At 72.4% G+C, this 23928-nt stretch carries 27 protein-coding genes and 1 pseudogene; 18 read left to right on the top strand and 10 right to left on the bottom strand.

The window, feature by feature from the left end:
• The first annotated feature begins 162 nt into the window (after positions 1-162).
• Entirely contained in the window at positions 163-741 is a 579-nt protein-coding gene (locus ABZY33_RS24320) for a dihydrofolate reductase family protein (RefSeq protein ID WP_356493760.1), read from the top strand.
• Positions 742-770: 29 nt separating this feature from the next.
• On the opposite strand, the gene ABZY33_RS24315 is transcribed toward ABZY33_RS24320, so the two are convergent.
• Positions 771-1478 carry an MBL fold metallo-hydrolase gene (locus ABZY33_RS24315; protein ID WP_356493759.1) on the bottom strand — a complete coding sequence of 236 codons (708 nt, stop codon included), beginning with the start codon at positions 1476-1478 and terminating at the stop codon, positions 771-773.
• Between the two features lie 97 nt (positions 1479-1575).
• On the opposite strand from ABZY33_RS24315, the gene ABZY33_RS24310 reads away from it, so the two are divergent.
• Both ABZY33_RS24310 and ABZY33_RS24305 read left to right on the top strand, forming a co-directional pair.
• The gene (locus ABZY33_RS24310) at positions 1576-2118 is read left to right on the top strand and encodes a WHG domain-containing protein (protein WP_356493758.1); all 543 of its coding nucleotides are present in this window, start codon (positions 1576-1578) and stop codon (positions 2116-2118) included.
• A 120-nt stretch (positions 2119-2238) separates the two neighbouring features.
• Positions 2239-3807, top strand: a complete 1569-nt coding sequence (locus ABZY33_RS24305; protein WP_356493757.1) for a hypothetical protein — start codon at positions 2239-2241, stop codon at positions 3805-3807.
• A gap of 118 nt (positions 3808-3925) precedes the next feature.
• On the opposite strand, the gene ABZY33_RS24300 is transcribed toward ABZY33_RS24305, so the two are convergent.
• Positions 3926-5089, bottom strand: coding sequence for an epoxide hydrolase (locus ABZY33_RS24300; protein WP_356493756.1), 1164 nt, complete (start codon positions 5087-5089; stop codon positions 3926-3928).
• 102 nt (positions 5090-5191) lie between these two features.
• Between ABZY33_RS24300 and ABZY33_RS24295 the strand changes: the two genes are divergently transcribed.
• The gene (locus tag ABZY33_RS24295) at positions 5192-5767 is read left to right on the top strand and encodes a CGNR zinc finger domain-containing protein (RefSeq protein WP_356493755.1); all 576 of its coding nucleotides are present in this window, start codon (positions 5192-5194) and stop codon (positions 5765-5767) included.
• Between the two features lie 81 nt (positions 5768-5848).
• Here the strand turns inward: ABZY33_RS24295 and ABZY33_RS24290 are convergent, their stop codons facing one another.
• Entirely contained in the window at positions 5849-6124 is a 276-nt protein-coding gene (locus ABZY33_RS24290; RefSeq protein WP_356493754.1) for a hypothetical protein, read from the bottom strand.
• Between the two features lie 298 nt (positions 6125-6422).
• Between ABZY33_RS24290 and ABZY33_RS24285 the strand changes: the two genes are divergently transcribed.
• The 7 genes from ABZY33_RS24285 (at position 6423) to ABZY33_RS24255 (ending at position 13341) form a co-directional block, all read left to right on the top strand.
• Positions 6423-6848, top strand: coding sequence for an STAS domain-containing protein (locus tag ABZY33_RS24285; RefSeq protein WP_356493753.1), 426 nt, complete (start codon positions 6423-6425; stop codon positions 6846-6848).
• Between the two features lie 32 nt (positions 6849-6880).
• The gene (locus tag ABZY33_RS24280; protein ID WP_356493752.1) at positions 6881-7537 is read left to right on the top strand and encodes a response regulator transcription factor; all 657 of its coding nucleotides are present in this window, start codon (positions 6881-6883) and stop codon (positions 7535-7537) included.
• Positions 7534-8646, top strand: a complete 1113-nt coding sequence (locus ABZY33_RS24275; RefSeq protein WP_356493751.1) for a PAS domain S-box protein — start codon at positions 7534-7536, stop codon at positions 8644-8646. The genes ABZY33_RS24280 and ABZY33_RS24275 overlap by 4 nt, the downstream gene beginning before the upstream one ends.
• Positions 8643-9038: a response regulator transcription factor gene (locus ABZY33_RS24270; protein WP_356493750.1), complete on the top strand. Its 396-nt coding sequence runs from the start codon at positions 8643-8645 to the stop codon at positions 9036-9038. Before ABZY33_RS24275 ends, ABZY33_RS24270 begins: the two co-directional genes overlap by 4 nt.
• Positions 9039-9111: 73 nt before the next feature.
• Positions 9112-9717 (top strand): dihydrofolate reductase family protein, encoded by a 606-nt coding sequence (locus ABZY33_RS24265; protein WP_356493749.1) that lies wholly within the window; start codon positions 9112-9114, stop codon positions 9715-9717.
• 179 nt (positions 9718-9896) lie between these two features.
• Positions 9897-11429, top strand: a complete 1533-nt coding sequence (locus ABZY33_RS24260; RefSeq protein ID WP_356493748.1) for an alpha/beta hydrolase domain-containing protein — start codon at positions 9897-9899, stop codon at positions 11427-11429.
• 214 nt (positions 11430-11643) lie between these two features.
• Positions 11644-13341, top strand: coding sequence for a serine/threonine-protein kinase (locus ABZY33_RS24255; RefSeq protein WP_356493747.1), 1698 nt, complete (start codon positions 11644-11646; stop codon positions 13339-13341).
• Positions 13342-13370: 29 nt separating this feature from the next.
• Here the strand turns inward: ABZY33_RS24255 and ABZY33_RS24250 are convergent, their stop codons facing one another.
• The 3 genes from ABZY33_RS24250 to ABZY33_RS24240 all read right to left on the bottom strand — a co-directional run bounded on the left by ABZY33_RS24250 (position 13371) and on the right by ABZY33_RS24240 (position 15436).
• Positions 13371-13595 (bottom strand): hypothetical protein, encoded by a 225-nt coding sequence (locus ABZY33_RS24250; RefSeq protein WP_356493746.1) that lies wholly within the window; start codon positions 13593-13595, stop codon positions 13371-13373.
• A gap of 86 nt (positions 13596-13681) precedes the next feature.
• A complete protein-coding gene (locus ABZY33_RS24245; protein ID WP_356493745.1) occupies positions 13682-14368 on the bottom strand; it encodes a maleylpyruvate isomerase N-terminal domain-containing protein in 687 nt (228 codons plus the stop codon).
• Positions 14369-14539: 171 nt separating this feature from the next.
• Complete coding sequence (locus ABZY33_RS24240; RefSeq protein ID WP_356493744.1) at positions 14540-15436, bottom strand: helix-turn-helix transcriptional regulator; 897 nt, start codon at positions 15434-15436, stop codon at positions 14540-14542.
• Between the two features lie 178 nt (positions 15437-15614).
• Between ABZY33_RS24240 and ABZY33_RS24235 the strand changes: the two genes are divergently transcribed.
• From ABZY33_RS24235 to ABZY33_RS24215, 5 genes and pseudogenes are all read left to right on the top strand, one after another.
• Positions 15615-16403 (top strand): NAD(P)H-dependent oxidoreductase, encoded by a 789-nt coding sequence (locus tag ABZY33_RS24235; RefSeq protein ID WP_356493743.1) that lies wholly within the window; start codon positions 15615-15617, stop codon positions 16401-16403.
• A 221-nt stretch (positions 16404-16624) separates the two neighbouring features.
• Positions 16625-17233, top strand: coding sequence for a TetR family transcriptional regulator (locus ABZY33_RS24230; protein WP_356493742.1), 609 nt, complete (start codon positions 16625-16627; stop codon positions 17231-17233).
• A 28-nt stretch (positions 17234-17261) separates the two neighbouring features.
• The gene (locus ABZY33_RS24225; protein WP_356493741.1) at positions 17262-18902 is read left to right on the top strand and encodes an acyl-CoA dehydrogenase family protein; all 1641 of its coding nucleotides are present in this window, start codon (positions 17262-17264) and stop codon (positions 18900-18902) included.
• Positions 18903-19050: 148 nt separating this feature from the next.
• Positions 19051-19267, top strand: a pseudogene (locus ABZY33_RS24220) (PucR family transcriptional regulator); the annotation flags it as partial.
• A 240-nt stretch (positions 19268-19507) separates the two neighbouring features.
• A complete protein-coding gene (locus tag ABZY33_RS24215) occupies positions 19508-19672 on the top strand; it encodes a hypothetical protein (RefSeq protein WP_356493740.1) in 165 nt (54 codons plus the stop codon).
• Positions 19673-20052: 380 nt separating this feature from the next.
• Here the strand turns inward: ABZY33_RS24215 and ABZY33_RS24210 are convergent, their stop codons facing one another.
• From ABZY33_RS24210 to ABZY33_RS24195, 4 genes are all read right to left on the bottom strand, one after another.
• Positions 20053-20439: a VOC family protein gene (locus ABZY33_RS24210; protein ID WP_356493739.1), complete on the bottom strand. Its 387-nt coding sequence runs from the start codon at positions 20437-20439 to the stop codon at positions 20053-20055.
• Positions 20436-20729: a metalloregulator ArsR/SmtB family transcription factor gene (locus ABZY33_RS24205; protein WP_356493738.1), complete on the bottom strand. Its 294-nt coding sequence runs from the start codon at positions 20727-20729 to the stop codon at positions 20436-20438. Before ABZY33_RS24205 ends, ABZY33_RS24210 begins: the two co-directional genes overlap by 4 nt.
• Before the next feature lie 411 nt (positions 20730-21140).
• Positions 21141-21428, bottom strand: a complete 288-nt coding sequence (locus ABZY33_RS24200; protein ID WP_356493737.1) for a hypothetical protein — start codon at positions 21426-21428, stop codon at positions 21141-21143.
• 233 nt (positions 21429-21661) lie between these two features.
• Positions 21662-21991: a hypothetical protein gene (locus ABZY33_RS24195; protein WP_356493736.1), complete on the bottom strand. Its 330-nt coding sequence runs from the start codon at positions 21989-21991 to the stop codon at positions 21662-21664.
• 352 nt (positions 21992-22343) lie between these two features.
• On the opposite strand from ABZY33_RS24195, the gene ABZY33_RS24190 reads away from it, so the two are divergent.
• A complete protein-coding gene (locus ABZY33_RS24190; protein ID WP_356493735.1) occupies positions 22344-23117 on the top strand; it encodes a glycosyltransferase family A protein in 774 nt (257 codons plus the stop codon).
• Between the two features lie 152 nt (positions 23118-23269).
• Entirely contained in the window at positions 23270-23875 is a 606-nt protein-coding gene (locus ABZY33_RS24185) for a hypothetical protein (RefSeq protein WP_356493734.1), read from the top strand.
• Positions 23876-23928 lie beyond the last annotated feature (53 nt).

Below are 23928 nucleotides of genomic sequence, written 5' to 3'. Positions count from 1 at the left end.
GCCTTCCTGGTCGCCGCTCTCGTCTGAGCCGGCCGCGGGCGAGGGGCCGCCCACCACGGACCCGGCGCCGGGCGATGAGTTCCGCCGCGGTCGCCGGTCACTACTTCCGACAGGCACGCACCGCGACGGCGCGTACCGCACCGCGGACCCAAGGAGCCCACCATGACGGCCACGTACACCTTCGACGTCTTCTCCAGCCTCGACGGTTTCGGTGCCGCCGGCGGTGACTGGACCGGCTACTGGGGAAAGCAGGGCCCCGAACTCCTCGGTCATCGTCTCGCCCAGTACAGGGAGCCGCAACGGATGGTGTTCGGCGCCCATACCTACCGGGCGTTCGCGCAGATGCTGGCGTCGAGCACCGAGGAGTCCGAGGTGCGGGATCCCTGGGTCACGCGGATGCGGCACCTGCCGGCCACGGTCGTGTCGACCACGCTCAGCGGCTCTCTCGACTGGCCGGACGCGACCGTCGCACACGGCGACGCCGTCGAGGTCGTCGCCCGGCTCAAGAAGGAGTCAATGGTGCCGTTGCGCTCGCACGGCAGTCTCGCCATGAACCGGTCCCTGCTCGCCGCCGGTCTGGTCGACCGCCTCCAAGTGACGCTCTTCCCGGTCATCACCGGCCGCACCGGCCTCGCCCCGATCTTCGCCGGGGCGGCCGACTTCGACCTGGAACTGATCGAGCACCGGACCCTCGACGCCGGCATCCAGGAGCTGGTCTACCGCCCTTCGCTGCATCCCTGACTCGGCCTCCGCCCCCGGCCCGCCGGGCGTCAGGCGCCGCGAACTGCCTCGCCCACCTGCGCCGGCGAGGTGCGCCACGGGGCGCCGTGGCCCGGCAGGACCCAGGACGCCGCCAGCCCGGCGATGCGGTCCAGGGACGCGAGGGCCTCGGCCGGGTCGTCGGTGAAGGGCGCGGGCTGCGGCCCCACGCGGCCGGTCAGGACGTGCCGGGTGGTCAGGGCGTCACCGACGAAGACCGCCTCGGCCGCCGGGACATGGACGGCCACGCTGCCCGGGGAGTGCCCCGGCATGCCGATGATCACCGGCTTGCCGGGCAGGTCCAGAACGTCACCGTCGTGGACCTCCGTCACCTCCTGGACGTACTGAGTGCGCAGGCCGTTCTTGCGCAGCGAGTAACCGAAGAACTTGAGGGTGGGGCCCGGGCGCATGGGGCCGGCCGGGGTCTTGGGCTTGTCGCCCGTGCGGGCGCGGGCGGCGTCGGCGGCGTGGACGAAGACCGGGACGCCATGACTTCTTCGCAGGCGTTCGGCGAAGCCGATGTGGTCGGAGTCGCCGTGGGTCAGGACGAGTCCCCGGATGTCGTCGGCGGTCTTGCCGAGGGCCTGGAGCTCGCGCTCCAGGTCCTTCCAGTGGCCGGGCAGCCCGGCGTCGATGAGCGTGATGCCCTCAGGGGTGTCGACGAGGTAGCAGGACACCACGTCGTTGCCGATGCGGTGCAGATGAGGTGCGAGCTTCACTGTCTCTCCCGAGCGTGGACCGGAGTGCGGATGGCTAACGTACTTAGCTATCATCACGGAAAGCAAGAATTCTGGAGAGAGAGCGGAGACGCGCGCCATGCCCACCCCGGAGAAGACCTCCCTCGGCCGGATCGTCACCGCCGGACGCGAACTCCTCGAAGCGGGCGGCCGGCAGGGGCTCACGATGAAGAGCGTCGCCGACCGCGTGGGGGTGCGCTCTCCGTCGCTCTACAAGCACGTCCGCAACCGCGCCGCCCTGCTCGCCGCCGTGGCCGTGGCGACCGCCGAGGACCTGACCGTCCGGCTGGAGGCGACCGACGAGTCGCTGCGGGAACTGGCGCACTGCTACCGGCGGTTCGCCAAGGACCGGCCCGAAGGGTTCCGGCTGCTGAACTCCCCGCACACGCCGCCCGAGAGCCTGGCGCGCGCGGTGGAGCCGCTCCTGCGGACGTCCCGGTGCCTGGTGGGCGAGGCCGAGGCGCTCGACGCCGCCCGGCTCTGGACGGCCTGGGCGACCGGCTTCATCGAGATGGAGCTCAACGGCGCCTTCCGGCTCGGCGGCGACGTCGACCGGGCCTTCGAGTACGGCCTCGCCGGGATGGACCGGGCGCTGGCCGGCGGCCCCGCGGCGACCGGCTGACCCGTCCCCGGCCTGCCGGGGGCTGAACGAAGGACGTGCCGGGCGCGGCGCCCGGCCACCGCGGTTCCCGCTCGTAGCCTGCCGGAGTCCGCAGTCGGATCAGCTGAGGGGTTCGTGCGCATGGCGGTCGGTGCCACGGTGGGTCCAGGACGCCGGGAAACGCCGCGCGACGCCCGCCCCGCGGCCACCCGGGCGGTCCACTCCTGGTGGACGACGTGGTGGCCGTCGCTCGTGCTCGCGCTGCCCTTCCTCGCCTACGTGTGGCGGGTCGTCGAGGTCGAGCCGTGGTTCTGGGACTACGGGCAGCACGCCGCGGTCATCGACCGGCTGCAGCACTCGCTGACCCACCCGGGCAACCCGCTGCTGGACCTCCCGGAGGGGTCGAGCCCCTACTACACGCCGTTCACGGTCGCGGCGGCCGCGGCCGGCAGGATGCTCGGCCTCACCGCCTTCGGCACGCTCAAAGCGTGCGCCGTGTGCAACCTGGCGCTGCTGCTGAGCGGCGTCTGCCGGCTGACGCGGGTGTGCAGCCCCAGCCGCTGGGCGCCCCCCACCGCCATGCTGTTCACCCTGTTCCTGTGGGGCCCGGTCGGCTTCTTGTGGGCCGGCTTCCACAACGCGTTCTCCCTGGCCCTCAACGCGGGTTTCCCCAGCTGTTTCGCGCTGGCGGCGGCCCTGCACCTGTGGGTCGCCGCCGCCCACTGGGCCCGCGCGCCCCGGCCCCGGCTCCTGCTGGTCATGGTCCCCGTCGCGGCCGTGACGGTGATCAGCCACACCATCGCCGGCGTCGGGGCCGCCCTCGGCTGCCTCGCCTTCCTCGCCCGCCCGCTCCTGCGCATGCCGAACACCCAGCGCCTCCAACTCCTCGCCGCGGCGGCCCTGTGCACCGCGATGGTGGTGGCGTGGCCGTACTACAACGTGCTGACCCTGGTCGGCTCCCACCAGCTCGACCGCGTCCACGTACGGGCCTACGAGGACATCTGGGGCGTGTACGGGTTCGGCGCCCTGGGGCTCGTCGCGATCGCCGGGCGGCTGCGCCGGGACGCGCTCGACCCGCCGGCCCTGCTGGCCGGCGCCTCCCTGTCCCTGGTGGGTTACGGCTACTGGAGCGGCTCGTACACGCTCAGCCGGATGTTCGTCTTCGCCATGATCGCCCTTCAGGTGGCCCTCGCCGTCGAGCTGGTGACGTGGTGGCGCGGCCCGGCCCGCGCCCGGTCGGCAGCGGTCGTCTGCGCGGCCGCGTGCGCGGTCGGGGTGTGGGCCCAGTCCTCGCCCCTGGTCTGGCTGGCGCCGCCGGCCGAGCGCGCCTTGGCCCAGCGGGTGCTGCCCCGGCCGTACGCGCGGTGGCCGCACCTGGACTGGGCGGCTTCGCACATGAGCCGCGGAGACGTGGTGGCGGCCACCGCCAAGCCGCTGAACCATCTGATCCCGGCGTACGGCATGTCACTGGTCAGCCCGGCATGGCCCGACCCGGCCCTCAGCCCGAAGGAGGCCGCCGCCCGCTACCGGGCGCTGCGCACGGTCTTCACGCCAGGCGTTCTGCCCCAGGTACGCCACCGGGCCCTCGCGCGCTACGAGGTGCGCTGGATCCTGGCCGCGCGAGAGCAGAAGCCGCTGTTCCGCGGGGTGGCGGGCATCGTGGCAGTGGCCGACGGTCCCGGCGGCGCCGTCCTCTACAAGGTGGGATGAACCCGGGCGCAGCGAGGGAGCGGGCCGCCCGGGATCTCTCGTACGCGAGCCTTCCAGAGCGCCGGAGCCGGTGGTCGTGCGTGCCGCGGGCCGGCGGGTTCCGTCGGCCCGCCCGGGTTCACCGGCCTGCGGCCAGTACCGCCGCGAGCCCCTCGCGCAGATCCGTGACGAAGTACCCGGGGACCTCCAGGGACGGGAAGTGCCCCCCGGCCGCGGGCGCCCGCCACCGCACGATCTGGTGGTACCGCTCCCGTGCCCAGGGGAGCGGGCACTTCTCGATGTCCCGCGGGTACATGGTGAGGGCCGCGGGGACGTCGACCCGCAGGCCCGGGTCGATCGACCGGTGACTCTCGTAGTAGATACGGGCCGCCGACGCGCCCGTCCGCGTCAGCCAGTACAGGGTGACGTCGTCCAGGATCCTGTCCATCGAGACCGTCTCGAACGGGCTGTCCGCGGTGTCCGTCCACTCGGCGAACTTGTCGAGGATCCAGGCGAGCAGCCCGACCGGTGAGTCGACGAGCGCGTAGCCGATGGTCTGCGGCCGGGTCGCCTGCTGCTTCGCGTACGCCGCCCGGTTCTGCCAGAAGTCGCGGGTGCCCTCCGCCCACTGGCGCTCGGCCGCCGTCAGCCCGTCCGTGGACAGTCCCGGCGGTGCCTCCGCCAGCGTGGAGTGGATGCCGAGCACGTGCTGCGGGAACCGGCCGGCGAGGACCGTGGTGATCGCGCCGCCCCAGTCGCCGCCGTGGGCGAGGAAGGTGCGGTACCCGAGCCTTCCCATCAGCTCCACCCACGCGGCCGCGATCTTCTCGATGCCCCACCCCGTGGTGGCCGGTTTCTCGCTGTGGCCGAAACCGGGCAGCGACGGCGCCACGACGTGGAACGCGGGCGCGTCCGGGTCGTCCGGATCGGCCAGCTCGTCGATGATGTCGACGAATTCGGCGACGCTGCCCGGCCAGCCGTGCGTGAGGATCAGCGGAGTGGCGTCCGCGCGGGCCGACCGGCGGTGCAGGAAGTGGATGCCCAGGCCGTCGACGGTCGTACGGAACTGGCCGATCCGGTCGAGCCGGGCTTCGAACGACCGCCAGTCGTACGCGGTGCGCCAGTAGTGCACGACATCGACGAGGTCGGCGAGCGGAACCCCCTGTTTCCATCGGGCGGGACCGGGTGCGGCGCCCCGGACCGTCTCGGCTTCCGGGAGCCGCGCCGCGGCCAGCCGGGCGCGCAGATCGTCGAGTTCGGCATCGCTCGCGCGGGCCGTGAACGCGTGCACCTCGCTGGACATGAGACCTCCTGGTCGTCGCGGTACCGGCGGAGACAGGCGTGAACCGGCTAAGACGGTTCTAGCAACCTTCGACTCCCAGGCGCAACCGGCTAAGGTGGTTCCATGACTGCTCGGTTCCCCGACTTCCGTCTCGGCAAGGTGCTGGCGACCAGCTTCACGGCGACCCTGACGGAGCGGTGCGGGGACGCGGTGGAACGGATCCCGGTACCGCAGCGGCTCGCCGACTGGCTGGCCGTGAACGGTCTGGCGGTGGAGTCCTGCACCTCCGCGCAGCTCGAACTCGCCCGGGAACTGAGGGAAGCGATGCATGCCGCTCTGACGGCGGCCGCGGTCCAGGACGCGCTGCCTGTCTCTGCCGTCCGTGTCATCAATGAACGCAGCATCCAGGGGCGGGCCGCGGCGGTCCTGACGCCGGAGAGCGGCCGGGAGTGGCGGCTCGATCCGGCGTCCTGTGTGGAGGACGCGCTCGGCGTCATCGCCGCCGACGCGATCGGCATCATCGCGGGGGAGCGGGACGGCAAGCTGGCCTTGTGCGCCTCGCCGACCTGCCGGGCCGCCTTCTTCGACACGAGTCAGAGCCGTACGCGCAAGTGGTGCGACATGAACACGTGCGGGAACCGGCAGAAGAAGGCGCGCTTCAACGCCGGCAGACGCCAAGGCCAGGCGCCGGCGCGGTGAGGTGCCGTCCTGCTGGACCTCGAATGAGCCCGGGACGGTCACGACCGCTCCCGCCCCGGGGGTCTCGGCGTCCCGGCCGGGTCAGCTGGGGCCGAAGCCGCCGTAGGGCCGCAGCGGAATGATCTGGAAGCTCGACATCTCCTTCTGGGCCAGGGGGAGGGCCGCCACTGCCGCCTCAGCCTCCCCGAGCGAGTCCGCTTCGAGGAGGAAGCAGGCGCCGCGGGTGTCCTCGCGGAGCCAGATCTGCCGGAGCTGTCCGGCGGCGTAGAGGCCGCGGACCGTCTCGGTCTCCTGTGGCAGGACCGCAGCGAAGTCCTCATCTGCGAACCGGTCGCTGTAGCGCTGGGTGATCACCATGAATTGCACCTGCCGAAACTACCAAGTCGCGGATATCGGCTGGCGCTTGAGTGCCGGTCGTGGGCGGCGGCCGGGCCAGCTGCACCCTGTCCGGCCCGACGGGTGCACCGGTGCGTCCAGTGCCCTGTCTAGTGCAGGTGCACTAGGCAAGGGCTGGGTCTGTGGCACTATGAGCGCGTGACACCGCGGTGGGGTACCAAGGGGCTGCTTCATGGGCACAGGCACAGGCACAGAAATGGACATGGGTCGTGAGGACGGCGTCACGTCCGCGCGTGACGGTGGAAGGGATCAGGGCGCTGTGACGGTGTTCCCGTTCGCGTCGTACGCCACGGTTCACCAGAGCACCGCCCGGGTGACGGTCGTCGGCGAACTCGACGCCACCACCGGCCCGCACGTCCTGCACGCGGTGCTGGCGTGCCTGGCGGAGGAGCCGGCCGGCGTCTGCCTACAGCTGACCGGGGTCACCTTCTGCGACTGTGCCGGCCTGAACGCCCTGCTCGCGGCGCGGGCGGCGGTGCTCGAGGGCGGCAAGGACTTCTTCGTCGAGGGGATCGGGCCGCGGCTGGCGCGGCTGCTCCACCTGCTCGGTGCGGAGGACGTCCTCATCGACCGGAATGTCCCCACCAACGCCGTGCCGGCTCCCCGTTCCCCGGTCGGAGCGCCCGCGCGGCCCACCACCGGGAGCGTCCCCGGGGAGTCTCCGTCCGGAGGCCTTCTGGCATGATCGTGCGGCCCGCCACCTGCAAGGAAGCCCTGATGCCCGAAGCCTCTCCGTCCAGCCGCCAGGTCAGAGTCCTGCTCGTCGAGGACCACGACATGGTGGCCGAGGCGATCAGCCTCGCCCTGGAGCGCTCCGGAGACCTGACGGTCGTCGGACGCGTCGCGACGGTGGCGGCGGCCCTGGCCGACGCCGAGCGGGCGAAACCGGACGTCGTGGTGATGGACCGCCGGCTGCCGGACGGGGACGGGGTCGCCGCCATCGCGGATGTGCTGGCCCTCCTGCCGGACGCGCGTGTCCTGGTCCTGGCGGGCGAGGGCAGCGCTTCGGTGGCCGCCCGGGTCGCGGAGTCCGGCGGGGCCGGTCTGATCCTCAAGGAGAGCGGGCTCAGCGAACTGGAGGACGCGGTGCGCCGGGTGGCGGCGGGAGAGGTCGTCTTCGGCCAGGACCTGCTGGCGGGCGTCCTGGAACGGCTGACCGGCCGGACACCGGGCGTGGGGGCGAACCTGACGCCGCGCGAGCGGCAGGTCCTGCAACTGCTCGCCGAGGGCCGCACCACCGCCGAGATCAGCGAAGAACTGGGCGTGGCGCTCAACACGGGCCGCAACCACGTCCAGCGTGTGCTGGAGAAACTGCAGGCACGCTCCCAGCTGGAGGCCGTGGTCATCGCGCGCCGCGAAGGGCTCGTCACGTGAGACCGGAGGCCGACCCGGACAAGTCGGAGCGCAGGGAAGCGGCGCCGCTGTCGGAAGCAGCATTCACCCTGCTGGTGCAGGGGGTGCTGGACTACGGCATCTTCATGCTCGACCCCGAGGGTTTCATCATCAGCTGGAACGCGGGCGCGCAGCGGATCAAGGGCTACACCGCCTCGGACATCGTGGGACGGCACTTCTCGGTCTTCTACCCGCCCGAGGACCAGGCGTGGGGCAAGCCGCAGTGGGAGCTGGAGACCGCCGTGGCCGACGGCCGCCTGGAGGACGAGGGCTGGCGCGTCCGCAAGGACGGCTCGCGGTTCTGGGCGAACGTGGTGATCACCGCCCTGTGGGACGAGCACGGGGTACTCCAGGGGTTCGGCAAGGTCACCCGCGACATGTCCGAGCGGCGTGCGGCGCAGCACGCCCTGACCGAGCGGCGACGCCTGTTCGACCACCTCGTCCAGGCGCAGGAGACGGAACGGCGCCGCATCGCCTGGGACGTCCACGACGACTCCATCCAGGCCATGGTCGCCGTCGGCATGCGGCTGGAGCTGCTCGCGGACCGGGTGCCGCCGGAGCACGCCGCGGAGCTCCAGCGCCTCGACGCGTCGGTGCGCGAGGCCATCGGCCGCCTGCGGAGCCTGACCTTCCGGCTGCATCCGCCCGGGATCGACCGGCAGGGCCTGATCGAAGGGCTCTCCAGCCACCTGGACGACGTGGTGGCCGCCTCGTGGCAGATGGCGTACTCCTTCGACCACCACATCGACCGCGAACCCACGCCGGAGACGGCCATCACCATCTTCCGCATCGTCCAGGAAGCGCTGCTGAACGTGCACAAGCACGCGCGCGCGACCAGGGTCGACGTCCGCATCGGCTCGGCCGACGGCGGACTCGTCACGCGCGTCGTGGACGACGGGACCGGTGAACCGATGTCGCAGGACAGCACCCAGAACCACTTCGGCGTCATCGAGATGCGCGAACGGGCGGAGACGGCCGGCGGCTGGTGGTCCATGCACAGCCGTCCCGGGACGGGGACGACCGTCGAATTCTGGGTCCCCAACCCGCTGCCCACTCCCGAACCCGAAGCTCCCGTCAGCGAGGCTCCATGACCGCGCCGGCCACGCACGGCCACCCGCCCCTGTCCGTGCTTCTCTGCGACGACAACGTGCTCCTCCTGGAGACGCTGAGCGAAGTCCTGGCGGCTCAGCCCGACTTCCAGGTCGTGGGCACCGCGCGCGAGGGAACCGAGGCGCTGCGGCTCGCGGACCGCCACCGGCCGGACCTCGTCGTCCTGGACGTGCGCTTTCCCGGCGGCGGCCACAACGTCGCCCAGAACGTCGCGCGGTGCTCCCCGGACAGCGTGATCGTGGCGTTCTCCGCCTACAACGACAAGACCTCCATGGACCGCATGCGCACCGCCGGCGCCGAGGCGTACGTACTCAAAGGCGTGAGCAACCGGGAGCTTCTCACCACGCTGCGCGGCGTGGCACGTCCGCGCTGACAGGCTCCGCTCCGTCCCGGCCGATGAGTTCTCGGCGGTGGTGTGGTCTACCCGTCGACAGAGGGAGCACATCATGCGCAAGATCATTGTTTGTACGTTCCTGTCGCTCGACGGGGTCATGCAGGCGCCGGGCGGCCCGGACGAGGACGCGGAGAGCGGGTTCGAGCACGGGGGCTGGCAGAAGGCCGCCTCCGACGACGAGGTCGGCGCGGCGATCGGGGGGTGGTACGAGCACTCCGACGCGATGCTGCTGGGCCGCAAGACGTATGAGATCTTCGCGGCGTACTGGCCGACCGCCGACCCCGGCAACCCGTTCACCGAGCGAATGAACAGCATGCACAAGTACGTGGCATCGCGGACCCTGACCTCCCTGGGGTGGCAGAACTCCACACTGCTGGAGGGTGATGTCACCGACGCCGTGCGCGCGCTGAAGGAGTCCGACGGCGGCACCGTCAACGTCGTCGGCAGTGGCGACCTCGCCCAGACCCTCATGCGCCACGACCTCGTCGACGAGTACCGGCTGACCATCCATCCGGTGATCGTCGGCAGCGGCAAGCGGCTGTTCGCCGACGGAGCGATTCCCACGGCGCTGGAGCCGGTGAGCGTCTCGACGACGAAGGGCGGCACGGTCCTCGGCGTCTACCGGCCGCACGGCACGCCTCGCTACGACAGCTACTAGGAACGAGGCGCGGTCCTCATGCGGCGCCGCCGGTCCGGGCGCGGCCCGCCGCGGGTCGGCGCTCACCGGTCGGGCGTCACCGCTCCTGGGACACCGGTGGAATCACCGATGGCAGCCGGGCGCGGCCCGCCGAGACTGCGGTCGCAGTCCGTTGCGACCCGCAGTCAAGGAGGCACTCCGTGCGCGTACTTGCCCAACTGATCCGGCGGCGCTTCGCCGTCACGGCCCTATGGGCGCTGCTCTGCGGCGCCCTTCTCGGCACCTCGCTGTCCGCCCCGGCCGCGGCCTCGCCCGCGGTGGCCGCGAACCCCACGCTCACCACAGCACCCGCGGGCAGCCACGGCTTCCCGTTCCTCGCCGCGGCCGAGGACCTCGGCTCCTTCGGTTACACCGAGCAGGAGTACTTCTTCTCGGGCACCGCCACCTCGTACGCCAAGTCCGGCCTGTGGACCCCGGAGGGCCGGTGGAACGTCCGCGCGTCGGGCACCGCCGCCTACAAGAGCCGCATGCTGGTGCGCCGCCCGGCCGACCCCGCGAAGTTCAACGGCACGGTGGTCGTGGAGTGGCTCAACGTCAGCGGACAGCTCGACCTCTCCCCGGACTACTGGTTCGAGCGGGACGAACTGCTGCGCGAGGGGTACGCCTGGGTCGGCGTCTCGGCGCAGGCCGTCGGGGTCAACGGCGGGCTCGGCCAGATCAAGGGCCTCAAGGGCTGGGACCCCGCGCGGTACGGCAGTCTGGTCCACCCCGGCGACGCCTTCGCCTACGACATCTTCTCCCAGGCGGGCCAGGCGCTGCGCACCCCGGACGGGCCCGACCCGCTCGGCGGGCTGCCGGTCCGGACCCTGCTCGCCGACGGCGAGTCCCAGTCGGCGGGGTTCATGACGACGTACGTCAACGCCGTCCAGCCGGTCTCCGGGGTCTACGACGGCTTCATGGTGCACAGCAACAGCGCGATCGCCTCGCCCATCAGCGGTGCGCTCGCCGACACCTTGCGGATGCCGAACCCGTCCCGGATCAGGACCGACCTGCCGGTGCCGACGTTCGTCGTGCTCACCGAGACCGACGTGCCGGGCGCCGCGATCGCCCGGCAGCCGGACACGGACAGCGTCGTGCACTGGGAGCTGGCCGGCACCGCGCACGGCGACCGGTGGGCCTACGACCTCGGCGACCCCACCGTACGGAAGTCGGCGGGCGACGCCGCGCCCTCGGCCGACTGCGCCGCCGGATCGGCCCCCTTCAACGACGGGCCCGGGCACTGGGCGATGAACACGGCGCTGCGGCACCTGGCGGGCTGGGCCCGGGGCGGCGCACGGCCGCCGAGCGGTCAGCTCCTGAGCACCGTCCTGCGTGACCCGGCCACCGGCCTGGCCACCGGCGGGATCCGGCTGCCGGACGTCACGGTGCCCACCCGGACACTGACCGGCTTGCGGGACACCAGCGGCAGCGGCGTCTTCTGCGGCCTGTACGGCGCGACCGACCCGTGGAACGGCGACGCCGACGCCTGGGACCGGCACGACGCCGGCGATCCGTCCGACCCGTCCTTCCCCACCACCCCCGAGCCGGTGCTCAGCCGCCTCTACCCGACCCACGCCGACTACGTGAGCAAGGTGCGCGCGGCCGCACAGAGGTCCGTGGACGCCGGGTACCTGCTGGCGCAGGACGCGACGGCGATCGTCGCGGCCGCACAGGACTCGGAGATCGGCGGCTGAGTCCCTGGCCGCTCGCGGCCCCGCGCCGACGCCATCGCGGCGCGGGGCCGTGACCGACGGTGCCGGTCACGCGCCGGTCGGAGGTACGGAGCGGAACCGTTGTGGCACGAGCGCAGAGCGGCGTCAGCGGGATGGATACACTCCGCGTGACGACGCGGTGCCGACAGCGGTGCCGACAGCGGCCGAGCCGGCCGACCACGGGGGATGACTGACCATGAACGATATGCCTGGCGCCGCCCACTTCCGGCCACTGGGGGCGGGCGATCCGGAGGTCGTCGGCGGGTACCGGCTGGCGGCGGTGCTGGGCTCGGGCGGGATGGGAAAGGTGTTCCTCTCCTACACCCCGGGCGGCCGCCCTCTCGCGATCAAGGTGATCCGGCCCGAGTTCAGCGAGGACGCCGAGTTCCGCCGGCGGTTCCAGCGGGAGGTCCGCTCCGCGCAGCGGGTGCAGGGCCTGTACACCGCGCCGGTCATCGACCACGACACCGAGGCCGGCCGGCCCTGGCTGGCGACGGCGTACGTACCGGGTCCGTCGCTGGCCCACGCGGTCGCCGAATACGGCGCACTGCCGTTGCGCAGCGTGCTGCTGCTGACGGTCGGGGTCGCGGAGGCGCTCCACGTCATCCACGGCGCGGGCGTCGTCCACCGCGATCTGAAGCCGGCCAACGTGCTGCTCGCCGCGGACGGCCCCCGCGTGATCGACTTCGGCATCGCCCACGCCGCCGACACCACCGCGCTGACCGGCACGGGTGTCAGCGTGGGCACCCCGGCGTTCATGGCACCCGAACAGGCATCCGCCGGCACCGTCACCCCCGCCACCGATGTCTTCGCCCTCGGCCAGATCGTCGCCTTCGCGGCGCTCGGTTCCCCGGCCTACGGGACCGGCTCCTCGCACGCCGTGCTCTACCGGATCGTGCACGAGGACCCCGACCTCACGGGCGTACCGGGCGAACTGCTGCCGCTGGTGACGCGCTGCCTGACCCGCGACCCGGCGGCCCGGCCGAACCCGACGGAGATCATCGAGCTGTGCCAGGCGATCTCGCCCAGCGCGCTGCGCCAGGGCGAGGACTGGCTGCCGCAGGCCGTCGCCGGTTCGATCACCGAGCGGCTGCGGCTGCCCGAACCGGCGGCGCCGGCCGCCTACACCCCCACCACCCTCGACGGGGCCGGGGCACCGACGCAGACCGGGCCGGGCGCCTCCGGCACCGTACCGCCGCCCCCGGGGCACCCGACGCAGCCGCCGACGGTGCCCGGCACCTACCCGACACCCCCGTCCGCCGTCCCGGCCGCGCACCCGCGCTCGCCCCGGCCGGCGAGACGGACCGGACTGATCGTCGCCGCGGCGGTCGCCGCCGTCGTCGTCGCTGTCGCTGTGGTCGTGTCGCTGCTGCCGGACGGCTCGAACGACGACGCGTCCAAGTCGCCGGGCAGCACCAGCAGCGCCGGCCAGGGCGCGCAGAGCGGAGGGGGTGCGGGCGGGCAGTCACAGGACGGCGATCCGAAACCCGTCTCCTACGCGGGCGTCGACATTCCCGGCAACCACGCCGTCATGCTGGCGGACAGCCCGCCCCGGCCGGCCGAGGGCGACACGGACAGCGCGGACCTGTACTTCCAGCCCAAGACCCTCAACGTGGTGGAGAGCGACGAACTCCGCACCCGCAACGGCTCCTTGGTCCTGCTCGGCAACAAGCAGCAGGGCTCCCTGGACGCCTGCCGCTCGGAGACCCGCTACACCAGGGAGATCCGCCTCGACCGGCTGAGCGACGGCTCGCAGGTCTGTGTCGTCTCCGACGCGGGCCACATCGCAGTGGCGACCTACCGCGGCGCGTCGGGAACCGACGGCCCGAGCAGGTACATCAGCCTCGACCTCAAGATCTGGCGCAACGCACAGGAACCCAGGCAGGGGCGGTAGGGCTCCGGTCCCCGGCCGCCTCGGAACTCCTACCGCAGTGCCTGCGTGAGGCCGTCGCCGGAGCCGGAGTGCTCGCCCAGCACGTGACCGACGACCTGCTGCACGGGGTGCTGGGGGACGAGGTTGGTGGAGACGCCCTCGTCGTCCGCCGACGCGGGGCTCGCGGCCACGGCGGCGGCCGCGGCGGCCAGGAGCAGGACGAGGGTGCTCTTGGAGCGGGTGCGGTTGGTGTGCGGGTGCTGGGAATTCATCATGTTCTGGCAACGAACGTCCCGCCTGTCCGGATACGCCCTCGCCGGGACCGCGGGTCCACGAAGCACCGCGGGCGCCCCCGCGGTGCTCACCCGAAGAGCGGGAACCGACCGGCGTCGGCCCCGAGGAGGCGCCGTTCCGCCGCGCTCAGCGGTGACCGCCCGGTCGCGGCCGACGCGTACTCCTCATCGCTCCAGTGCACCGGTACCGGACGCCCGAGCAGACCGTCGAGCGTGCGCCGGACACAGGCCAGCCCGGCGGCACTTGGCCGGGGCGTGTCCGCGGGAAGGTGAGCGACCAGGTCCAGATGGTGGATCGTCGCCTCGACAGCGAGCGTCGCCATCAGATCAGCGGGGGAGAGCACATGCCCCTGCGTACGGACGAACCGCTCGGCGTCGCCGGCACCGCGCTCGGCAGCGGTGACGGTCGCCGCCGCGGTGACCAGATACAGCCGCCGCAACGGTTCGAACTCCGCGAACATGTTGGCGCCCACCCGGACCGACCGCCGCTCGTTCAGCGCGTCGTCCGTGCCCGACCGCCAGTCCTTCCAGTAGGTGACCGCGTCGACATCCGGCGGCCCGTCAGCGGGCGTATGCAGGGCCACGAGCCCTCGCTGCGCGTCGCTCACGCAGTGAAAGACGAGGTCCCGAACGACCCACCCGGCACAGCCACTCGGCAACCAGGACGCCTCCTCACCGAGCGAGCCGACCACCTGCCCGAAGGCCGCGTACGCCTCCTGCAAAGCCCCGAACGCGTCCGTCACGCCTGCCTGCATGCCCTCACTCCGTACTAGCTCCCCGAACCCGGCCCCACCGCCATCCGGACCCGCCTGTTCAGCAACGACCCCTGAGGGAGCGTAAACGGCAAGCCATGCTGACCCCGCCATTTGGACCCGCATAGCGTGGCCGCATGCCCGAGCGTCCAAGTCACCAGAAGGCGCCGGGGTTCAGCCCAGCCCCGACGCGGAGCCCTCGGCCGGGGTGGGACGGTCTCGGTGGGGCGGACGGGGTGCGGTCGGGGCGGGGGTGGGGGGCTCGGTCGGTGGGGTCAAGGTGGTCAGGAGACGCAGGGCGTCCGCCGTGGGGCTGGCCGGTGGTGCCGACAGCACCACCAGTTCCACGCCGGACTCGTCCGGCAGCGCGAAGTTCTCCTGGTGCAGTTCCAACAGGCCGACCAGCGGATGCTGATAGGCCTTGCGCCCGTGGGTGCGGGCCCGCACGTCCGCGCGGGCCCAGAGCCGGCGGAACCGCTCGCTGCCCATCGACAGCTCTCCGATCAGCGAGGCCAGGCCGGGGTCGTCCGGGAACTGGCCGGCGGCCAGGCGCAGATGCCCCACCACGTCGAGGGTGCAGGTCTCCCAGCCCGCGTACAGTCCGCGCTCGGCTTCTTCCAGGAAGATGTGCCGGGCGCTGTTGAGACCGGGCAACGGCCGGCCGTAGAGCAGCCCGGCCAGACGGTTCCCGGCCAGCACATCGAGGCGGTGGTTCACGAGCATCGCGGGCGCGTCGGCGACCAGGCTCAGCACGTGGACCAGCTCCGGCCGGACCCGCCCGCCCGGCACCTTCGCACGGCGGCGGCGCTGACGGGCGAGGCGGTGCAGGTGACCGCGTTCGGTCTCATCGAGCGCGAGGACGCGGGCGAGCGCGTCGAGGACCTGCTCCGAGGGCTGGGTCGCGCGTCCCTGTTCGAGGCGTACGTAGTAGTCGACGCTGACGCCCGACAGGTGCGCCACCTCCTCGCGGCGCAGCCCCGCGACCCGGCGGCGGGTGTCGACGGGAATGCCCGCCGCCACCGGGTCGACCCGGGAACGCCGGGTGCGCAGAAAGCCCGCGAGATCGTCCATGGCGCCCAGTATCGCGCCAACTCCCGCCCGCGAAGGTGGCCCTGCCGGTACCAGGAAGCCCGGTCCGACGGAACCGGCGCCCCTGAACACCGGCCGGCGCCGCACCCAGACTCGGAGCCACCCGATGCGCAGGCGTCGAAGGCGCCGTCACCTGGACGGCCGGTCCTGAGGAGTTCCCATGAAGACGCTCATCGTCCACGCCCACCCGGAGCCGCGGTCACTCAACGGCTCACTGAAGGACCTCGCCGTCACCACCCTGGAAAACGCCGGGCACGAGGTCCAGGTGAGCGATCTGTACGCGATGCGGTGGAAGGCGGCCGTCGACGCCGCGGACTACGGCCCCCACGCCTCGCGCCCGCTGAACGTCGTCCGTGACTCGGGCCGTGCCTTCGAAGCCGGGGCGCTCACCGCGGACGTCCTCGCCGAGCAGGAGAAGCTGCTGTGGGCGGACACGGTCATCCTTCAGTTCCCGCTGTGGTGGTACGCGATGCCCGCGATCCTCAAGGGCTGGGTGGACCGCGTGTTCACGTACCGCTTCGCCTACGGCGTCGGTGAGCACAGCGCCACCAAGTACGGGGAGCGCTTCGGCGAGGGCACGCTGGCCGGCACCCGGGCCCTGCTGTCGGTGACCACCGGCGGCCCCGAGTCGCACTACGCCGCCCGCGGGATCAACGGCCCCATCGACGACCTCCTCTTCCCGATCCAGCACGGCATCCTCTACTACCCGGGCATCGAGGTGCTGCCCCCGTTCGTGGCGTACGGCACCGACCGGATGACCGAAGCGCAGTACGGGGACGTCACCAAGGCATGGGAGCAGCGCCTGCGCACACTGGAGACGACCGAGCCCATCGCCTTCCGACGGCAGAACTCCGGTGACTACGAGATTCCCTCGCTGCACCTGAAGGAGGGACGCGAACCCGCGGGCCGGACCGGGTTCGGCCTGCATGTGCACGAGGCACGCGGCTGACCTCCGTACGGCCGAGGGGGGAACGGGGCCCGACGAACAGGCTGTCATCGGCAACCCCCGCACCACTACCCGCCCCCTTCTCCCGCTCGGGGTACGAGAGGCAGAGGCTGACTTCCTCTGCCCGCCCGCACCGCGGGTACGCAGAGATCACCCATATGCACCTACGCGGCTCTCTGCGAGCGGCCATGGCGTGAAATTCTGAACAGTGGTTCACTTCTTTCATGGCCTACCGCAAGACCCCCGCCGAGCTCAGCCGCCTGCGAGCCACCCGAGAGCGGCTGATCTCCTGTGCCACCACGGTGGTGGCCGACGTGGGCTGGGCGCAGGCATCCGTGAGTGCGGTCGCCGCCGCGGCGGGCATCGCCGCCGGCTCGGTGTACCAGCACTTCCCCTCCAAGGCGGCGCTCGCCGTGGAGGTGTTCCGGCGCGCGGCCGGACGCGAGGTGGAGGTCCTCGGCGCGGTGCTGCGCGGACCCGGTGACCCCGTCGAGCGGCTGACCCACGCCGTCGACGTCTTCGCCCGCCGCGCCCTGGAGAACCGCGGCCTCGCCTACGCCCTGCTCGCCGCCCCCGCCGACCCCGCGGTCGGCGCCGAGCGCCTCGACTTCCGCCGCCGCTACCGCGCCCTGTACGCCGAGGTGGTGCGCGAGGGCATGGCGGCCGGAGCCCTGCCGCCGCAGAACGCCGACATCACGGCCGCCGTCCTCACCGGCGCGATCGGCGAGGCCCTCGTCGACCCGCTCGGCACACCCGACGAAAACGCGGTCGAGGAACTCCTCGCCGATCTCACCGCCGCCGCTCTGCGCTGCGCGGGAGCCCCCACCGCCTGACCGCCCGGACCCTCGCAGGAGACATCCCATGCCGAGCCGACCCACCGCCGTCACCCACGAAGTCACCAACCAGCCGCCGCCGCTGACCGGACACGACGCCGCGGACGACCCGGTCCTGACCGAAGGCGTCCGCCGTGAGGGAGCCGCCTGGTCCCTCGACGACCTGCACCGCGTCGGCCGCCGCGCGGTCAGCGAAGAGGTGCAGCGCTGGGCCGACGAGGCCAACCGCCACGAACCCGTCCTGCGCACCCACGACCGCTACGGCCACCGCGTCGACGAGGTCGACTTCCACCCCGCGTACCACTCCCTCATGGAGGTGGCCGTCGGCGAGGGACTCGCCGGCTCCGCCTGGGCGGACCCGCGGCCGGGCGCGCACGTGGCGCGGGCCGCCGCCTTCATGGTGTGGAGCGGCACCGAGGCGGGACACGGCTGCCCGGTCTCCATGACGTACGCCGTCGTACCCGCCCTGCGCCATGCCCCCGACCTCGCCAAGACGTACGAGCCCTTGCTCACCAGCCGGGTCTACGACCCCGGGCTGCGCACCCCCACCGGCAAGCGGGGGCTGCTCGCGGGCATGGGGATGACGGAGAAGCAGGGCGGCACGGACGTCCGCGCCAACACCACGGCCGCCGTCGAACAGCCGGACGGGACCTGGCGGCTGCGCGGCCACAAGTGGTTCACCAGCGCGCCGATGAACGACCTCTTCCTCGTCCTCGCCCAGGCGCCCGGCGGCCTGTCCTGCTTCCTCGTCCCGCGGGTCCTGCCCGACGGCAGCCGCAACACCTTCCGCATCCAGCGCCTCAAGGACAAGCTCGGCAACCGTTCGAACGCCTCCAGCGAACCGGAGTTCGACGACACCGTCGCCTGGGCGGTGGGGCCCGAGGGCAAGGGCGTGCGCACCATCATCGAGATGGTCACCATGACGCGCCTGGACTGCGTCCTCGGCTCCGCCGCCGGGACGCGGGCCGCGCTCGCCCAGGCCGCCCACCACGCCCGCCACCGCTCGGTGTTCGGCGCGAAACTGATCGACCAGCCCCTCATGCGCAACGTCCTGGCCGACCTCGCCCTGGAGTCGGAGGCAGCCACCACCCTGGCGCTGCGCCTGGCCGGCGCCGCGGACCGGGCGCAGCGGGGAGACGGCGCCGAGCGCGCGTTCCTCCGGCTGGCCACCGCGGTCGGCAAGTACTGGGTGTGCAAGCGCCAGCCCGCCGCCGTCGCCGAAGCGCTGGAATGCCTGGGAGGCAACGGCTACGACGAGGCGTCGGGCCTGCCCCGGCTGTACCGGGACGCTCCGCTCAACGGCATCTGGGAGGGGTCGGGAAACGTCAACGCCCTCGACATGCTGCGTGCCCTCGCCCGCGAACCCGAGTCGCTGGAAGCCTTCCGCGCCGAGGTCGAGGCGGCGGCCGGCGCCGACGCGCGGCTGGACGCCGCCTGGCGTGCGCTCCAGGGCGAGCTGACCCTCACCGAGGACGCTCCGCTGCGCGCCCGCCGCGTCATCGAACGCGCGGCTCTGGTCCTCCAGGGCTCGCTCCTGGTGCGCCACGCGCCCCCGGCCGTGGCGGACGCCTTCTGCGCCGCGCGCCTGGCCCAGGACCGCGGCCTCGCCTTCGGCACACTGCCGCCGGGGGCGGATTTCGGGGGGCTGCTGGAGCGGCTGCCGGTCTGAGGGCCCGGACTCGCGGGCGCCGCCCTCCAACTGCCTGCCGGGCCCCGGGACGGCTCGCTACCGCCGTACGGTGCCGGGACGGCCACCCACGCGCAGGCGACCGGTCCCGGCCGGGGTTCAGCCGGTGATCTCGATCCGCCCGCCGCCCGACCTGGCCGTGCGCCTGGGTGTCGACGAGCCGGTACTGCGCGCGGCCGACCTGCTCGTCCACCCGGTGCTCACCCGCGACCGGCAGGCCATGGCCGACCTGGTCGGCAAACGCTCGGGCCCCTCGCACGCGCCCCCGCGGCGGCGCACGGCCCCTCTCCCTGAGCGTGCGGGCGCTCACCTACTGCCTGGAGCGCATCCGATCACTCACCGGCGCCGGAGTCGTAGGACGGCCACCCGCGCGGCACCGGACGCATCCCCTTCGGCCAAGTTCCGCACGGGCGCCGTCATGGTCGCCCGGCGGTGGCAGCACGGCCGCGACCTCGTCCTACTCGTTCGTGAGCGAGGGCATTGGGGCGTAGGAGGCAGAAGTGGAGGGGAGCGATTCCGGCCGGTACGCGTCGGCATATGCAGCAGAGCTTTGCCCAAGGCTTGGTCTTGGCGTTACGTTCTGCGCCATGTCGGTGACTCAGCAGCAACCGACGGGGGGTCAGTCGGCGGGGGAGCTGAACGCGCGGATCCGTGCCCTGATGATCCGTAGCGGCGGATTTCTCGACGACGAACAGCGACGGGAGTACGCCGAATTGCTCGAGGCGTGGGCGATCGCCGTGCGGCGCCGGTGACACGGGCGCAGTGCACACCGGCGGCGCGAGCTGTCCGGGCCACCATGGACCGTGGGCCCGCTGCGGGTCCAGGGAGTGCTCCCCGCCGCGGACGAGCGCATCTTTCCTGATAGGGCATCAGAATGGTGCGGTAGCGCGGCCGTTACGCTCCGCGCGCGTCGTTTCGTTCGCCTCGCACGAGGTACCCGTACACGGAGGAACTGTCCTGTGCCCGCTGGGGTCGCGCCGATGACGGCACGGCCCCAGCTCCCGTCCCCGTACCGGCGGGGCGCCTCCCGCGCCCGGCCGGTGAGGGGGCGCCTGCGCGTGGAGAGCGGACGGAGGGGGCTGCTCTCCACGCGCACCCGGCCCGTCGGGCGCGGCCCGGAGGTACGCCGCGCCTACTGGTACTGGGCGATCTGGATCAGGTTGCCGCAGGTGTCGTCCAGCACCGCCGTGGTGACCGGGCCCATGTCCGCCGGCTCCTGCGTGAAGCGCACGCCGAGACCGCGCAGCCGGGCGAACTCGGCCCGCACGTCGTCCACCGCGAACGAGGTCGCCGGAATGCCGTCGGCGACCAGCGCGTCCTTGTACGGCTTCACCGCGGGGTGGCCGGAGGGTTCGAGCAGCAGCTCGGTGCCGTCGGGGGCCTCGGGCGAGACCACGGTCAGCCACCGGTCCGTGCCCATGGGGACGTCGTGCTTCGTCACGAAGCCCAGGATGTCGGTGTAGAAGCGCGCCGCCTTCTCCTGGTCGTCGACGAAGACGCTGGTCAGATTGATCCTCATGGAGTGCTCCCGGGTGCCTCGGTCCTGAGCCACCGGCTCACGGCGGTCTCAAGCGGTTCGGTGTTCAGGTCGTGGAACTTGTACCGCCCCTCGCGGCGCGCCCGGACCAGATCGGCGGCCTCCAGCACGGCGAGGTGCTGGCTGATCGCCTGGCGGGACAGGCCCAGGCCGTGCTTGGTCGCCAGCCGCGCGCATATCTCGAACAGCGACTGGCCGCCGCGCTCCGCCAGCTCGTCGAGGATCCGCCGGCGCGTGGGGTCGGCCAGGGCCTTGAAGACATCGTCCGTCACCCCTCCAGCATAGGCAAGTAGCGACTTGCCTATCAAGCGGGCGGGCGCGGGTCCGACGTCGTCCCGGGCAGCTCCAGCGGGGGGGGGGGGTGACGGAGGCGGCCGCTGGGGCGCAACGCCCACCCGCGCGGTGGCGTTCGGCGACAGTGGCGAGGTCCGCGGCCAGTCGCCGTTCCCCCGGGTGCGGGGCGCGCAGGACGAGCTGGATGCCGTTCACCGGACACCTCCAGCGGTACGGCCCTGACCAGGGCCGGTCGCTTCGACGACGCGCGCGGTGGCGCCGCCCTCCGTGGGCCGTACGGTGCCCGGCCCGGAGGGCGCCGAAGCGATGGTGGTGGGCGCCGGGGAGACCTGCCCCGCGGCTTTCTCGACGAGAGCGACAGCGGCCGCGGCCGTCAGGCACCCCTTGGATCAGCCGAGACCACGGTGGGCGGCCCACAACGCTCCGGCACGGCCGGCGGCGTCCGAGACCAGGGCAGCCAGTGCGGGATCTTCGGGGACGGGGAACGATACGTAGCCGCCCCGACCACCGGCGACCGGTCGGCCGTAGGCCTTCACGGCGAGGTGCCCGTCCGGGAGGAGCCGGACGTTCAGGGTGGTCAGTGTGAAGGCTTCGCCGCGTCGGGTGTCCGTCCAGCGGAGCGCCTGCGGGATCGTGACATTGATCGCCAGAGCACTTACTTCCAGGTCGCGGCCCATGCACGGATGATCGCACGCGCCCCCGCCAGGGGCGGCGGCCGCCCGTTGTCGCGCCAGGCACTCCGGCCCCGGGTCGACACACAGCCTGACCGCCCCGGGTGGGGAGTTGTCCGGCTTCTCTGTTGATGGCCGGTGGCCCGTTTCGCGGACTCCGCCACCGGCCGGTTCAGCGCCCTTCTTGGTTCCTCACGCTTCCGAGGGCCGTGGCGCCGTGGCCCCGGGCGCTGGGCGGCTCAGCAGGTGACGACCTTGCCGTAGGAGCCGCGGCCCCAGTTCCACTCCCACTGCTCGCCCGGCTGGTACGTGAGACACGGTGAGTCGTTGCCCCAGTCGATGACGACCTTCAAGTGCATCGCCTCGCCGCAGTTGTTGGTGACCTTCACGTACTTCCTGTGCTTGATGACGTCCCGCCTGACGCAGGCCGGGGCCGTGCCCTGGACCGCTGCCGCGGTGACCGCCGGAGCCGATGCGGCGGCCGACGCGGTGGAGGTCGTCGCGAAGCCGACGCCGAGGAGGGTGGCGGCCGCGATGAGGCTGCCGGTGAGACGGGTGCGGTACTTCATGTCCGGTTTCCCTTCAGTAGGCCCGGGAGGCCGTGAGCTGCGTGTGGTCGCTCCGCAGACTCTGCCGACCTCTTCGGGCCCAGGGCCACCGACATGGCCGAAGACCATCCCTTCGGGGACACGACAGGGGCCGTTCACCTGGTTCCGCGGGGCGCGGGACCTATCCCGGCGGCGGTCCCCGTTCCCGTGCCGCACCGGATCATGGCCGCGGGCCGGAGGGGCCGCCTCCGTTCTCCAGGGGCGTCCGGCCGCGGCCGCGGTCCGCGACGACAACCCGCGCGGCGGCTCCGACTACGATCCCAGTGTCCGTTCGTACGGATCGTCCTGCCTGGTTTGAACAAGGAGAAGCGCTGTGCCCCTGGTGAGCGTCGTGATGCCCGTGTACAACTCCGCCGCCACGCTCGGTGCGGCGGTCCGGTCCGTGCTCACGCAGACCCACAGCGATCTGGAGCTGCTGGTCACCGACGACCAGTCCTCCGACGACTCCATGGAGCTGCTGAGGGAGTTCGCCCGCCAGGACGAGCGGGTCCGGCCCGAGTCCGCGCCCGAGCGCGGCGGCGCCGGGCGGGCACGCAACCTCGCCATCGAGCGGGCCAAGGGGGACTACGTGGCCTTTCTCGACAGTGACGACATGTGGCTGCCGGAGAAGACCGCGCGGCAACTCGCGTTCGCCGCGGAGGGCACTGCCCCGCTGACGTTCACGTCGTACTTCAAAATGGACGCCGACTACGCCGGAGAGAGCACCGACTTCGTCCCGAACGGACGCGTGATCCCCGCCCGCGCCCACGTGGACTACCGCGCGATGCTGGTCAAGGACTACATCGGCGCCCTGACCGCCATGTACGACCGCAACGTCCTCGGCACGCGGCTGATGCCGGAGATGCGCAAGCGCCAGGACTATGCCCTGTGGCTGTCGATCATGCGCGACGGCGCCGACGCCCGCGGTCTCGCCGAGCCCCTGGCGGTCTACCGGGCCCACCAGGCCGGATCGCTGTCCTCCAACAAGCTCTCGCTCGTCCCGTACAACTGGGAGCTGTACCGCGAGCACGAGGGCCTGTCGGTGCCCCGGTCGACCCGGGCGCTGGCCGGCGCCGTGTGGCAGTCGCTGCGCAACTCCCGTATCTAGTACGACGCGTGCGTCACACCGGTCGGACGGCGGCGCCGGGCCGCCGTCCGACCGGGGCACGGTGACAGGCCTGTGACAGAAACCGGGGCAACGGATGCGCGGGGTCGGGGGTCGTACGGGGTGAACATCGACCTACATGGGGGAAGACCACAATGAACGCACACCTGCGCAAGGGCACGATGGCGCTGGCCGCGATGGCGGCCGTGGCGGGCGCCGCCGCCGCGACGACCCCGGCGGCCGCCGCCGACGACCCGCAGTTCCTCGCACCGTCCGACCTGCCGCCGCACCCGCGTTCCGAGTGGTTCGCGGGCCCGGTCACCGCCGGTCAGCCGGACCCGCTGCCGATGTGCGTGGGCGACGCCCTGCCGTCGACGTCCATGCACCGCGTCTTCCGGACCGACTACGACACGGGGGCGCTCCAGGTGACCGTGGTCGAGCGCAGTGTCGAGCGCGCCAAGGACTTCGCGGCCCTGCTGCGCCGGCACATGTCCGACTGCCCGCACGAGTTGGTCACGCAGGACCCCGACGTGACCGCCACCGAGCGGTTCTACGGCCCGCTGGCGGTCGGCGACGGCGCCGACGTCTACGGGATCAACACCACGACCACCTGGGGCGCCACCGACATCAACCTGTTCTCCATCGGCCGTGACGGCAACATCGTCACCGTCGTGAAGTGGGGCGAGATGGGTGACTTCACCAACGCGCCGCTCGACGCCTTCAAGGCGACGACGGTCACCGCGGTGAACAAGCTGAGCTGACTGGCAGTTCGCAGCAAGGGCTTGGCTTGGAGGGCCGGGGGCGCGGTACGACG

The sequence above is a fragment of the Streptomyces sp. NPDC006552 genome, from assembly GCF_040611655.1.
GTDB lineage: Bacteria > Actinomycetota > Actinomycetes > Streptomycetales > Streptomycetaceae > Streptomyces.
Note: the sequence above shows the minus strand (reverse complement) of the source record. Positions and strands in the feature narration are given on the sequence as shown.

Bases quoted from the DNA above. Each gene is read 5' to 3' on its own strand.
- ABZY33_RS24320 (WP_356493760.1), top strand. From the start codon at position 163: ATGACGGCCACGTACACCTTCGACGTCTTCTCCAGCCTCGACGGTTTC.
- ABZY33_RS24310 (WP_356493758.1), top strand. From the start codon at position 1,576: ATGCCCACCCCGGAGAAGACCTCCCTCGGCCGGATCGTCACCGCCGGA.
- ABZY33_RS24305 (WP_356493757.1), top strand. From the start codon at position 2,239: ATGGCGGTCGGTGCCACGGTGGGTCCAGGACGCCGGGAAACGCCGCGC.
- ABZY33_RS24300 (WP_356493756.1), bottom strand. From the start codon at position 5,089: ATGTCCAGCGAGGTGCACGCGTTCACGGCCCGCGCGAGCGATGCCGAA.
- ABZY33_RS24295 (WP_356493755.1), top strand. From the start codon at position 5,192: ATGACTGCTCGGTTCCCCGACTTCCGTCTCGGCAAGGTGCTGGCGACC.
- ABZY33_RS24290 (WP_356493754.1), bottom strand. From the start codon at position 6,124: ATGGTGATCACCCAGCGCTACAGCGACCGGTTCGCAGATGAGGACTTC.
- ABZY33_RS24280 (WP_356493752.1), top strand. From the start codon at position 6,881: ATGCCCGAAGCCTCTCCGTCCAGCCGCCAGGTCAGAGTCCTGCTCGTC.
- ABZY33_RS24270 (WP_356493750.1), top strand. From the start codon at position 8,643: ATGACCGCGCCGGCCACGCACGGCCACCCGCCCCTGTCCGTGCTTCTC.
- ABZY33_RS24265 (WP_356493749.1), top strand. From the start codon at position 9,112: ATGCGCAAGATCATTGTTTGTACGTTCCTGTCGCTCGACGGGGTCATG.
- ABZY33_RS24255 (WP_356493747.1), top strand. From the start codon at position 11,644: ATGAACGATATGCCTGGCGCCGCCCACTTCCGGCCACTGGGGGCGGGC.
- ABZY33_RS24250 (WP_356493746.1), bottom strand. From the start codon at position 13,595: ATGATGAATTCCCAGCACCCGCACACCAACCGCACCCGCTCCAAGAGC.
- ABZY33_RS24245 (WP_356493745.1), bottom strand. From the start codon at position 14,368: ATGCAGGCAGGCGTGACGGACGCGTTCGGGGCTTTGCAGGAGGCGTAC.
- ABZY33_RS24240 (WP_356493744.1), bottom strand. From the start codon at position 15,436: ATGGACGATCTCGCGGGCTTTCTGCGCACCCGGCGTTCCCGGGTCGAC.
- ABZY33_RS24235 (WP_356493743.1), top strand. From the start codon at position 15,615: ATGAAGACGCTCATCGTCCACGCCCACCCGGAGCCGCGGTCACTCAAC.
- ABZY33_RS24230 (WP_356493742.1), top strand. From the start codon at position 16,625: ATGGCCTACCGCAAGACCCCCGCCGAGCTCAGCCGCCTGCGAGCCACC.
- ABZY33_RS24225 (WP_356493741.1), top strand. From the start codon at position 17,262: ATGCCGAGCCGACCCACCGCCGTCACCCACGAAGTCACCAACCAGCCG.
- ABZY33_RS24215 (WP_356493740.1), top strand. From the start codon at position 19,508: ATGTCGGTGACTCAGCAGCAACCGACGGGGGGTCAGTCGGCGGGGGAG.
- ABZY33_RS24210 (WP_356493739.1), bottom strand. From the start codon at position 20,439: ATGAGGATCAATCTGACCAGCGTCTTCGTCGACGACCAGGAGAAGGCG.
- ABZY33_RS24200 (WP_356493737.1), bottom strand. From the start codon at position 21,428: ATGGGCCGCGACCTGGAAGTAAGTGCTCTGGCGATCAATGTCACGATC.
- ABZY33_RS24195 (WP_356493736.1), bottom strand. From the start codon at position 21,991: ATGAAGTACCGCACCCGTCTCACCGGCAGCCTCATCGCGGCCGCCACC.
- ABZY33_RS24185 (WP_356493734.1), top strand. From the start codon at position 23,270: ATGAACGCACACCTGCGCAAGGGCACGATGGCGCTGGCCGCGATGGCG.